The 10269-nt window shown below is 65.1% G+C and carries 15 protein-coding genes and 1 pseudogene; 9 read left to right on the top strand and 7 right to left on the bottom strand.

The features are described from left to right. The 3 genes and pseudogenes from ABZ412_RS35555 to ABZ412_RS35545 all read right to left on the bottom strand — a co-directional run. Positions 1-158 (bottom strand): annotated as a pseudogene (locus ABZ412_RS35555) (IS701 family transposase); the annotation flags it as partial. A gap of 63 nt (positions 159-221) precedes the next feature. Next, entirely contained in the window at positions 222-743 is a 522-nt protein-coding gene (locus ABZ412_RS35550) for a hypothetical protein (RefSeq protein WP_357289628.1), read from the bottom strand. A gap of 331 nt (positions 744-1074) precedes the next feature. Continuing rightward, complete coding sequence (locus tag ABZ412_RS35545) at positions 1075-1893, bottom strand: NAD(P)H-binding protein (RefSeq protein WP_357289625.1); 819 nt, start codon at positions 1891-1893, stop codon at positions 1075-1077. Between the two features lie 80 nt (positions 1894-1973). On the opposite strand from ABZ412_RS35545, the gene ABZ412_RS35540 reads away from it, so the two are divergent. Continuing rightward, positions 1974-2363 carry a helix-turn-helix domain-containing protein gene (locus ABZ412_RS35540; RefSeq protein ID WP_357289623.1) on the top strand — a complete coding sequence of 130 codons (390 nt, stop codon included), beginning with the start codon at positions 1974-1976 and terminating at the stop codon, positions 2361-2363. Between the two features lie 318 nt (positions 2364-2681). Here ABZ412_RS35540 and ABZ412_RS35535 read toward each other — a convergent pair whose 3' ends face one another. Beyond that, positions 2682-3218: a hypothetical protein gene (locus tag ABZ412_RS35535; RefSeq protein WP_357289620.1), complete on the bottom strand. Its 537-nt coding sequence runs from the start codon at positions 3216-3218 to the stop codon at positions 2682-2684. 502 nt (positions 3219-3720) lie between these two features. Between ABZ412_RS35535 and ABZ412_RS35530 the strand changes: the two genes are divergently transcribed. Beyond that, entirely contained in the window at positions 3721-4323 is a 603-nt protein-coding gene (locus ABZ412_RS35530) for a hypothetical protein (RefSeq protein WP_357289617.1), read from the top strand. Positions 4324-4362: 39 nt separating this feature from the next. Beyond that, positions 4363-4566 (top strand): macro domain-containing protein, encoded by a 204-nt coding sequence (locus ABZ412_RS35525; RefSeq protein WP_357289630.1) that lies wholly within the window; start codon positions 4363-4365, stop codon positions 4564-4566. 454 nt (positions 4567-5020) lie between these two features. Here the strand turns inward: ABZ412_RS35525 and ABZ412_RS35520 are convergent, their stop codons facing one another. Beyond that, positions 5021-5611 carry a DUF4291 domain-containing protein gene (locus ABZ412_RS35520; protein ID WP_357289615.1) on the bottom strand — a complete coding sequence of 197 codons (591 nt, stop codon included), beginning with the start codon at positions 5609-5611 and terminating at the stop codon, positions 5021-5023. A gap of 144 nt (positions 5612-5755) precedes the next feature. On the opposite strand from ABZ412_RS35520, the gene ABZ412_RS35515 reads away from it, so the two are divergent. Further along, positions 5756-6214 carry an SRPBCC family protein gene (locus ABZ412_RS35515; protein ID WP_357289612.1) on the top strand — a complete coding sequence of 153 codons (459 nt, stop codon included), beginning with the start codon at positions 5756-5758 and terminating at the stop codon, positions 6212-6214. Positions 6215-6250: 36 nt separating this feature from the next. Here ABZ412_RS35515 and ABZ412_RS35510 read toward each other — a convergent pair whose 3' ends face one another. Further along, positions 6251-7084, bottom strand: coding sequence for an alpha/beta hydrolase (locus ABZ412_RS35510; RefSeq protein ID WP_357289609.1), 834 nt, complete (start codon positions 7082-7084; stop codon positions 6251-6253). 197 nt (positions 7085-7281) lie between these two features. On the opposite strand from ABZ412_RS35510, the gene ABZ412_RS35505 reads away from it, so the two are divergent. Next, positions 7282-7920: an SMI1/KNR4 family protein gene (locus ABZ412_RS35505; RefSeq protein WP_357289606.1), complete on the top strand. Its 639-nt coding sequence runs from the start codon at positions 7282-7284 to the stop codon at positions 7918-7920. 28 nt (positions 7921-7948) lie between these two features. Here the strand turns inward: ABZ412_RS35505 and ABZ412_RS35500 are convergent, their stop codons facing one another. After that, on the bottom strand, positions 7949-8416 hold the full coding sequence (locus ABZ412_RS35500) for a hypothetical protein (protein ID WP_357289603.1): 468 nt from the start codon (positions 8414-8416) through the stop codon (positions 7949-7951). Between the two features lie 146 nt (positions 8417-8562). Between ABZ412_RS35500 and ABZ412_RS35495 the strand changes: the two genes are divergently transcribed. From ABZ412_RS35495 to ABZ412_RS35480, 4 genes are all read left to right on the top strand, one after another. Further along, positions 8563-8982 carry a DUF4442 domain-containing protein gene (locus tag ABZ412_RS35495; RefSeq protein ID WP_357289601.1) on the top strand — a complete coding sequence of 140 codons (420 nt, stop codon included), beginning with the start codon at positions 8563-8565 and terminating at the stop codon, positions 8980-8982. A gap of 62 nt (positions 8983-9044) precedes the next feature. After that, positions 9045-9401 carry an immunity 51 family protein gene (locus ABZ412_RS35490; protein ID WP_357289598.1) on the top strand — a complete coding sequence of 119 codons (357 nt, stop codon included), beginning with the start codon at positions 9045-9047 and terminating at the stop codon, positions 9399-9401. Positions 9402-9435: 34 nt separating this feature from the next. Next, positions 9436-9840 carry a hypothetical protein gene (locus ABZ412_RS35485; protein WP_357289595.1) on the top strand — a complete coding sequence of 135 codons (405 nt, stop codon included), beginning with the start codon at positions 9436-9438 and terminating at the stop codon, positions 9838-9840. Positions 9841-9878: 38 nt separating this feature from the next. Further along, positions 9879-10238, top strand: coding sequence for a VOC family protein (locus ABZ412_RS35480; RefSeq protein WP_357289593.1), 360 nt, complete (start codon positions 9879-9881; stop codon positions 10236-10238). Positions 10239-10269: the final 31 nt, after the last annotated feature.

The following is a 10269-nucleotide window of genomic DNA, read 5'->3' as shown; positions in this document are numbered from 1 at the left end:
TCACCCGCGGCTTCAGCCAGGGTCCAGCCGTTCTTCCCCGCCAGCGGCGCGAGCAGGCCCCGCACATACGCGCGTGCCCGCAACCGCGGCTCCGCTCGATGGAACCGCCCCGCGACCCGCGCGAACAACTCCTCAAGCCCAGCCGTCCACGCCGCCAGATCCTCATCAACCAGCACGAAACCCTATGCTACCCAACAACATCACGAAGTGATGCTGGAGTACTAGCGGATCTCCAACTGATAGGTGATCTCGACCCAGAAGCCGCCAGGCTCGTATTCGCCACCGAAGGTGAGGACATAGTCGCCAGGCGCGAGATCATCGAGACGGACCCACAGACCCCAAGCTTTGGCCTTGAACCGGCCGGTGTGACCGAAGGGACCGCCCGCTGCCGCCGTGATCCGGAATGCCTTGTCGTTGGTCACTGCTCGCACGGGCAGTGGCACTCCGTTCAATGCGGCGTGACCGGACGCCGCGGGCGCCACCGGCACCTCGCCACGCGCGAACAATCCGTCCGGAACCTTCTGGAACATGTTGAAAGCCGGGAAGAAGATCGGCCGACCGTGCGGAATCGTGCAACGCCGCTCGACTCGCCCACCGAAAGTGCCTGCCAGGAACCAGACATCCGTCGGCTGATCGATCGCGGCGAACTCTCCGGTCTCGTCCACTACCGGATTCTTGGCGTTCGGCACCGACATCGCCCACTGCCACCAACGAGCCGCCAGCTCGACGTCGCTACTCGCCATCTCTCTACCCCACACAACACATCGACGCGAAGAAGAGTGCGAGCCACACCGGATCGCACTCTTCCGAAGTGGACCTGAGGAGGGTATATGAACCGACCAGTCTGCGCCGCTCCACGCCACCCCGGGAGACGGTTACAGCATCAACTGTTCCGGACACGGCACAAGCCCCGCGTAGCCAACGCGCTCTTTTGCCGCTGATCGCGCTGACCGGACCGGCCGGCGCTGGGCATCGGAAGATCAACTGGCCGTGCGGGTCCGACGCTGGCGGAACGTCCGCTACTGCCGATGTGAGTGCTGTTGGACTGGCAGACGGAACCAGCTGGTGATCGGTTCATCTGAAGGCTGCGATGTGGCGTGCTGCCCAGTCGGCGAAGGGGCGGGGTGGGCGGGCGAGGAGACGTTCGACATCTGGACTGACGGATCGCTCGGCGGTGGTGGGTGTTCCCAGAGCGTCGAGAGTGGCCTCGACTACCGGCTCCGGCATGTATCCGAGCATCTGGGTCCGTGCCTGCTCACGGCTCTGTTCCAGGAATCGCACCGGCTCGCCGAGCGCGTCTCCGATCGCTGCGGCTTGTTGCCGGGGCGAGATCGGTTCCGGACCGGTCAGGGTATAGATCGCACCCTCGTGACCCGGCTCGCGTAGCGCGACCGCAGCGACCTCGGCGATGTCGACGGGGTCGATGGCCGGCACCGCGACATCGCCGAAGGGCGCCACGACCATTCGCTCCCCGCGAACCGAATCCGCCCACTGCAGCGCATTGGAGTCGAAGTTGCCCGGGCGCAGCATGGTCCATTCCACATCTGACTGCCGCACAGCATCTTCCAGGTGTGAGGAGTGACGCTTTGTACCCACTCCGTGGGATGACAGCAATACGACCCGTCGAACGCCGGCCTTCCGTGTGACCTTCATGAGTTGACCGAGATCGCCGTTCACCATGAAGTCAGGGGCGGTCAGCACGAACAATGCGTCTGCGCCTCGGAGCGCGGGCTCGAGGCTTTCCGGCTCGGCCAGATTGGCTCGGACGGAACGAACTCCGGCTGGTGCTTCGGCCGCTCGGCGCGATACGGCGGTCACTGGTGCGCCCGCGTTCACGAGGGCCTGTACGAGCGGCCCTCCAACGTTTCCGGTGGCTCCGGTCACCACGATCATCTTCGTCTCCTGTCACTCGATGGTTCCCGGGACGTTACTGTCGGAAAGGCAGTAGGTACCTACAGGAAAGCGACCCTGAAGTGATCGAGATCACGGAAGATTTGCCTCCGGAGCTGGCCTGTCCGATCGCTCCGGTGGTCGATGTCGTCTTCAGCCGGTGGACCACACCAATTCTGTGGACGCTGAACACCTTTGGGCGGCAACGGTTCGTGGAGCTGGAACGCCGCATCACCACGATCACGTCCAAGGTGCTGACCCAGCGGCTGCGCCAACTCGAACGTGACGGGCTCGTCGAACGCACCTATTACCCCGAGGTCCCACCACGGGTGGAATACGAGATCACCGAATTGGGGCGCAGCCTCGCACCCCTGTTCGCTGCGCTCGTCGAATGGTCGGTCAACCTCGACAAGGTCGAACAGGCCCGCGGCGAATACGACGCGCGCGTGCCCACACCCCGCCGCCGGAGCTGACCGACAAGACGCCGCGGGCGCACCTGCGCGCGTTCTGCGACTCCAGTCCGCACGAGCTCGCCCTCTGTGTCCACGACATGCGCAAGTCCAGAGAAGAGGGCGGCGCATTGGTTGCCCTGTGGGAGGGTGCCGTGGACCAGCACGAGATCACCGTGCAGCGGGTCGAAGTCCGGCCTGTCGTCTGCTGACAGATCCGATCTACCATCCACCGGCACGCGAGGGTTTCGGCCACAGCGATATGGGTCCCGTTGCGGCCGTAACTTCGTGAGATCCGCTGATGCACGGCTGGATTCGCGCGCGGGCACTTGGCGACAGGGGTTACGTGGCGGGGTCCGCCAGCTGCCGATAGAGCCGCTCCAGCTTCGCCGCGTTCTCGGCGTCCTGTCGATCGAATCCGATTCCCGCCTCGCCGATCTCCTGCGAAAGGAGCTCGAGGCAGTCCGCGATGGCCGTGTGTTGCGCGGGGCGCAGGCCGCGCAGCGTGGTCTCGTCGTCGCGTCGCGCACTGTCGAGATAGATGTTGAGGTGAACCCAGAGTTCGAAGTCGTAGGGTTGGATCAGCATCAGCTCGAGAACCGCCGGGAGGTAGTACTCGACGGCCCGTGCGGTCATGTACGTGAAATCTTCCATGTGCAGGCCGGGCAGAAAGCTCGAGCGGTCGATATCCGCCCGCGAGCGGCCATGAAAATGTGCGATGACATACGGCGCGTCGATGCTCGGCGGTGCAAGCTCGCCCTCGGTGAGTGGCAGCGAGGCGCCCGCGAATGCGCGCTCGATCTGGTGCGTGACCGCATTACGACTCCTCATTTGCCGCCCAAAGCCTCTCTCACCGAAAAACGTGCTGCCACTGGACAATCGAATCTCCGACGATACCGTGGAACGACTCGCCGACCGTCTCGAATTCCCCGGACACACTCGGACAGCCCGACAGCACCACATTCCGGGCCCGTACGTTTCCGGTGACCAGCAGGAAATTGCCACTGGCCGAGTCCCACCAGGCGATATCGCCCGTCACAGTCAGATTTGTCGTCGACGCTGTCCCCGGTCAGCGCATCGGTAAGCCTGGCGGCACCGTCGACTGGCTCGCCCCTGATGATACTGCTCGACTACGCGCACCCTGGCGAATCCATGACCGCGGGCATCGTCTTGCTGTGCCGGAAACGAGTTTGCACGCAAAACCGCGCCGGCGGGACCGCTCCGCTTGTGCCGGTGAGCGGTGATCGGCAGCGGTCGAGAGGGTGCCTCGTCGAAACCCGTTGTACAGCAGCGGATTTACAGATGGCCAAAGACGAACTCCGGCCCAGGGAAAGACTGGTCGACCAACGGCGATCGATCGATGCGGCAGTATATTCGGCCGGTGACAAGTATCGAATTGGCTGATCGCAACCTCCGACTCGCGCTGCTCGATGAGACATACACCGATCGCGTCGGTGACTACTACTGGCTGTCCTCCCTGCTGGAGGAATACAGCGCCTACCAGACTTCGGCGGGCGGCCCGGCTTGGCACGACCTCCACCAGCGCCTCGGAATCGACCACCTGCCACAGTTCGAGGAGTTCCTGCTCACACTTCCACTGACGTCCGAGGACTTGGCGCAGGTGACGAATCTGTGCTTGGACGGCGATCGTGAGATCTATCAGCTCTACCCCGGGTGGTGGCACTTCGGACGGCACTTCTCGATCACGAGTCTGGACGGGATCGGTCAGTGCACCGAACTCATCGATCTCGACCTCAACTCGATCGTCGAAGCGTGCAGTCTCGCTCCACTCGCCCCGCTGACCAGGTTGCGGAACCTCAGAGTGGATGCGTTAGACCAGCATTGCGACCTCGATGCGATCGTCGCTCTTCCCGCCTTGAGAGAGCTCGTGGTGGTCAACAAGACCATCGCAGATGCCGATGACGAGTGGTCTCGTGTCATGAGCGCTCTGCGTGCGCGTGGGGTATCGGTGCGCGGCTGGTGATTCGGAGCCCGAACGCTCTATCGAGCCGCAGGGCCTCGGCTGGCCCGAGCGGGTGGTGCCATCGGTCCTTGCGAACCCGGAGATGCAATGGCAACGCCCGCATTCGATCTCAATCCTCCGGTCACGCACATTATCCACACCGTGGGCCCGGTATGGGAGGGCGGGGATTACGACGAGGCCGAGATCTTGCAATCCTGCTACCGCCGCTGCCTCGCTGATCGGCTTGTGCGTAACGCCGGATAGCCCGTGAGTATGTCGCGATAGAGCCCTCGACATCAGTCCGCACGCCGTCGTCCGGCTCGAGTAGAGGCAGCTCGCGAGCGGCGAGCTCATTGGCGGCCTGCAAGACCGCGTCAAGGACCTGCCCGGCGTCCGCATCGACAATCGTGACGCGGCGGGCGCGAACAGTCATCCGCCGTTTCATGAGAGTGAAGTTGAGCGAGAAACCCGAGGACATTCCCATGTAGTGGAATCCGCCGCGTCCTCGTTCGACCAGCGCGCTCAGCTCGTCGAGCAACATCACGACCGACGAGAATATCATCATGGATCCCATGCCGTCGTCCGCGGACGAGGCGCAGCCCAGCTCACCGACGACTTCCATGTCGCCGAAGTCGAACCCGGTCGGCCCCAGGTCATCGGGGTCGTCCTCGTGGCGGGAGAACTCGAAGATGATCACTTGCGCCTCCGCTCCAGAAAATCAGTCTGCGCCAACCTTTTTCGCCAGATTCTCTGCGAGTGGATAGCGCTTTTCCGGGGGCAGCAGATCCTTGGCGCGATCGACCCGCCCCTCGCGCAGATTGGCGGAGATCTTGTGCGTCAGGGTGGTGAGGTCGCGGATCTCCACGATCCAGTCGTCGACGTAGCGCTGAATGATGGTGCGCGACAGGCCGACCTGAATGCTCCTGTGGTCGAGCTTCACATTGCGGATCGAATACTCCGGATCCCACTGCACTCGCACGACCGCATTCTCGAACTGCTCCCGCCACTGCGCGGCATCGGCGTACACCCGCCGCTCCGGACTGGTCAGCACCGCGCGACCGAGCGCCTCCTCCCATCCGGTACGGGTGATCCGAACGGCGAGTATGCGTTCCTGCCCGGGGCTGCGGGCCCAGTTGCTGCGATGCATGAGCCACCGATAGGACGGTTTGATCCAGGTCATCCGGTTGAGTGAGAAGGGCTCGATGAACCGCTGCGCGCCGACGGCCGCGGTGGCGATGGCGTCGTTGAACGCCTGATAGACGACGATGGTGTCACGGTCGAAGTCGGCGCGGATCTCGTACTGATTCATAACGCGCGCAACAGTAATGTCGAACGGGAACGGTCACCAGTGAGTTTCCAGCCGGCACCCTCGACTATGACGGACCGAGGTCTCATGCCGCATGGCGGCTTCCCCAACGACGGTGGGCGACCCCCAGGGTGGTTCGATCGGGGTATGAGCGACATCGGGAACCCCACAACAATCGTGTCCGCCGAGCGTGAGGTAGCCGCCGGGGCCGCGCGGATCTTCGAATTGATTGCTGACCCGGCGCAGCAGCCCCGTTGGGATGGGAACGACAATCTCGCCCACGCGCAGCCCGGGCAACGGGTGCGGGCGGTCGGAGACGTCTTCGAGATGACGCTGACCCACGGAGTCGTCCGGCAGAACCGGATCGTCGAATTCGAGGAGGCGCGCCGAATCGCCTGGCTGCCTTCGGAACCCGGCGCACAGCCGCCCGGGCATCTGTGGCGCTGGGAGCTGGAGCCGTTGGGCGACAACCGGACCCGCGTGCGGCACACCTACGACTGGACCAATCTCGCCGATGAGAAGCGCCTGGTCAGGGCGCGAGCCACCACCCCGCAGATGCTGAGGGGATCGGTGGATCGGCTCGCGGCGCTGGCCGAAGAGGAATGAGCGGGCCGTCATCCCCCTCGTCGAACCACTTGCTGGTCAGTGAATGCCGGTGGTCGCGGCGCCGGTGAGGAACTCGCCCGCGACCGGGGCGAGGAGCCCGATGTTCGGGTTGTGGCTCAACTTCGGCACCTCCCGGTGAATCGCATTGGGCAGCACCGCCGCGATCGCCGCCGCGCCGGTACGCAGCAGGGCGCCGCTCTTCGCCCCGGAGATGACCAGGGTCGGTGCGGTGACCCCACTCCAGTCCGCGGCGTCGAGCGCCGTGCCGCGCATATACGGCCCCATCACGGCCCAGTCGTGGGCGGTCGACGGCGCGGTGGCGAGCATGCTCTTCCACATCGGCGTGAACCGCATGATCGCGGTGAACATGCGTGGCATGCCCATGGCCTCGGTCATGTAGAACTTGACGGTCTCCGCGCGCCGGTCGGCGGCGATCAGCTCGTGCAGCCGGTCCTGCAGATCGGGTGAGGGCACGAAGTTCTCGTCGTCGACGACGAAGGGCGGCTCGAACGCGACCACCCGGTCGATCCCCGGCACCCGCGCCGCGGCCCGCAGCGCGAGACCGGCTCCGGATGACCAGCCGAACAATGCCGCCGACCCGCCGGCCGCCTCGACCAGTGCGGCGATGTCGTCGATCTCGTTGTCGGCGTTGTACTCGCCCGGCGTATCGGTGCTGTCGCCGCGGCCGCGCCGGTCATAGTTGATGACGGTCAGGCGGTACGTTTCGGAAAGCTGCTCAGCCAGTTTCACCATCTTGGAGAATTTCCGCTCACCGAAGGCGCCACCGATCAGGATCACCGTCCCGGCGTCCCCACCGATGTAGCGGTCGAAGGCCAGCTCGATTCCGGCGGGGGTGGTGATGGTCTCCATGGTTGAGGCCCTTTCGTTTCGTCGATGCGCGATTGGGGTTCGCGTGTTCGGTGATGTGGACGGCGCCAGGCGTCGAAACTCATCGCCGCACGCAGATCTGGCTGATATGGCGACGATTCACGAGCCCCGGCGCCTGCCGCACGGAAGACCTAAGCTGGCCGCGGGCAAATGTACCCAAGGACACCAGGAGTGGACACATGGCTACACCTCGCGACGCGCTGCTGGATCTGCGGCGGGCCGCCTCGGCGGGACTGCTCGATCTCGACGGGTCCGATCCCGCTTCGAGCGATGCGGTCCAGGCGCGAGAAACCCTGCTGGAGCCGCACTTCGGTGCCGTCGCGTGGTCGGTTCCGCCGAGCTACCGGGCGCTGCTGGCGGAGCACAATCGGCTGCGCTGCCTTCGGGAGGAAGACGACCGCGAGTGCGAGTTCGTGCTCGTGGACGAGGGGGAGCTGGTCGAGTTGAACGCCGATCTGGTGCACATGCCCGAGGGCGTCAGTCGCGAGCCGGGTCGGTACCTGTCGACCAATCACCTGGTCGGTTTCGCTGAGGCCGGGTATGAAGCGGTGTGGTGTTTCGATGTCGCGCAGCCCGGCGCGGACGGCGAGTACCCGGTCTACTACCACCACCAGGACGAGCCGCGAGCGCGCTATGTCGAGGACGGTGCGTGGGAAGAAGAGGCCGACGCCGTGCCCGACTTCCCGTCCTTCACAGCCTGGTTCGAGGCGATGGCCGCGGCCTTCACCGCCCCGCAGCCTCCGGATTGGCTCGACGAGATGGGCACCCCGGCCCTGGTCTGGCTCGCCCGTGACGGGATCTTCCAGGCCCGGAACTGATTCGGTGCGGCGGGCGGGTCGTTCCGAGTCACTCGGGGTTCCCGCCCGCGGTTGAATCGATATCGCCGATCGCGCGCGTCAGACGTGACGCGGCTTCGCTGTCGTCGTGAACCGACAAGGCCTGGTTGACGATCAGCCAATCCGAGATGTCATCGCCGCCGACGTACTTGCGAAAGCAGTTGTACATCGCGTAGTACGCGAACTCGACCGGGTCGGGGAAGGTCAGATCGTCGTCTTGCAGCGCGGCGATGGGCTCGAGGTACCGGCTCCCGACATCCGCGAGATCCTCGCCGGCGCAGGCGGAAAGCAGCGCGTCGGCAGGAAGCTCGACATCCACGTGATGCCGCATTCCGACGACCGAGTCACGGTAGCGAAGCTGGGCAGGCTTGCCCCGGGTGTAGCCGATCCAGGTCGACAGCGCGTCCTCGCACAGCGACAGGTGAACCTGCCGTCGGCGATCGGCTCCCAGCTGGAAGAACAGTTCCCTCGGCGTCATGTCCGAAGGGTACGGCCTTCCCGACCTCGAACCGATGTACGCACCATGCCGGTCGGTAGGGTGGCGAAATGCGTTTCAAACCAGGGGGATTAGAAGGACGGACTATCCCGGCAGCCGTCCTGACACCCCGCAGGCTCCGAACGGTCATGAACCTCGCCCCGTCCCTCCTGTTCCTCGGAGTACGAGTCGACCGATTCGCCGACGACTGGACCGCCACCGAGGTGAGCCTGAAGGTGCGCCGCTGGAACTCCAACCACAATGGCGCAGCACCGGGCTGGTCCCTGTTCGCGATGACCGACCCGTTCTTCGGAATGATGGCCCACGGTCAACTCGGCCAGGGCTATCGGATCTGGAACACCACCGCCGACATCCAGTTCATCGCCCCCGGCCGCGGCACCGTCCGCTCCACCATGCTGATGCCCCACGAACTGATGGACGACATCCGCCGCACCACCGCCGACGGCTCGAAATCCATCACCGAGCATGAGACCCGGATCGTCGATTCGAACGGCGCCCTGGTCGCTCGCGCACACCAGACGCTCTACGTCCGGAAGAACGCGCAGTAGTAGCTGCCAGGACCCAGTCGCGCCGCGGCCCGATGTCGGAGTGCTCAGATAGGGTCCGGGGCGTGACCGATCGTGAGACTTTCGCCCCGCTGGTGTTCTTCGAGTACGACCACAAGCCCGGGCACTACTGCCTGATGCTGTCCGACAACCACATGCTCTCCGCCGAGGCCGTGTTCGCCGAGTTCGGTTACGACGGTGGCGGTTACGGCTGGGCCGGTGTCGCGCGGTCCGCGGTGGCGATGCGGGCGCCCGAGCTGGCGGAGCGGCTCAACTATGACCCCGAGGCTGGAATGTTCGTCGCCTATGGGGATGACGCGGAGGCGCTCCAGCGACTCGGGGCGCTGTTGCAGGAGGCGCATCGAGACTCGACGGTCCTGTCCGGGTTCATCGCGGGCGGCGACCCCGAGTGGTTCGACTGACCGGTGACGGCGTGCCGTCCGTACGATCGCTGGTGTGACCGACGACAGCGCAGTCAGCACCGTGGACCTCGGCATCGCGATTCAGAACCTGCACGACGATCTCGCGGCCTGGCTGGGTAGCGAGGCGGAGCTCGCGGTGTTCGAACGCTTCGCCGCCGCGCAGGATCCGGGGTTCACCATGGTGAGTACCGACGGGTCGGTGGTTGCGCGCGAGGCGCTCCTCGCGCGCCTGCGCACGGCGCGGAATGCCGTGCCTGGTCTGCGGATCGAACTCGACGAGGTTGTCGAGCTGAACCGAGTGGGCGGAATGATCGTGGTTCGCTTCCTGGAAGTCCATCACAGCTGGAACGGCAGCGCCGCGCGCCGAGTGACCGCGGTGTTGACCGCCGAACCGGACGGCTACCTGTGGCACTCCGTCCACGAGACCGCGATCAACTGACCCACGGCTCGACCCCTCCGACGCTGATTGGTTGAGTCATGAACACGAACGCTCTGTTCTTCGGCCTGGCGGTAACGGATTTCGCGGCAGCCGACCACTGGTACACCCACCTGTTCGGTCGCGCCGCCGATGTTGTGGTGACACCCGGGATCGAAGCGATGTGGCAGCTGGGCGACACCGTGTTCGTCTACATCGTGGTCGACCCCGAGCGCGCCGGCCGGGCGCTGGTGAACATCGCCGTTCCCGACCTGGAGACCGCCGTTGCCGAAATCGGCTCACGCGGTATCGATCCGGGCCCGTTCATTCTCGTCGGGCCGGACGGTGCGGCCGGTCGCAAAGCTCCGTACGTCGATCCGGAGGGCAACTCGATCTTCGTCATCGAGATCGCGGGAGCATGAGTGGCGTGAGCGGGCGCTGATCTTCGACGGA

The sequence above is a fragment of the Nocardia sp. NPDC005746 genome, assembly GCF_040630785.1.
Lineage (GTDB): Bacteria > Actinomycetota > Actinomycetes > Mycobacteriales > Mycobacteriaceae > Nocardia.
This window is presented reverse-complemented; position numbering and strand designations above follow the sequence as displayed.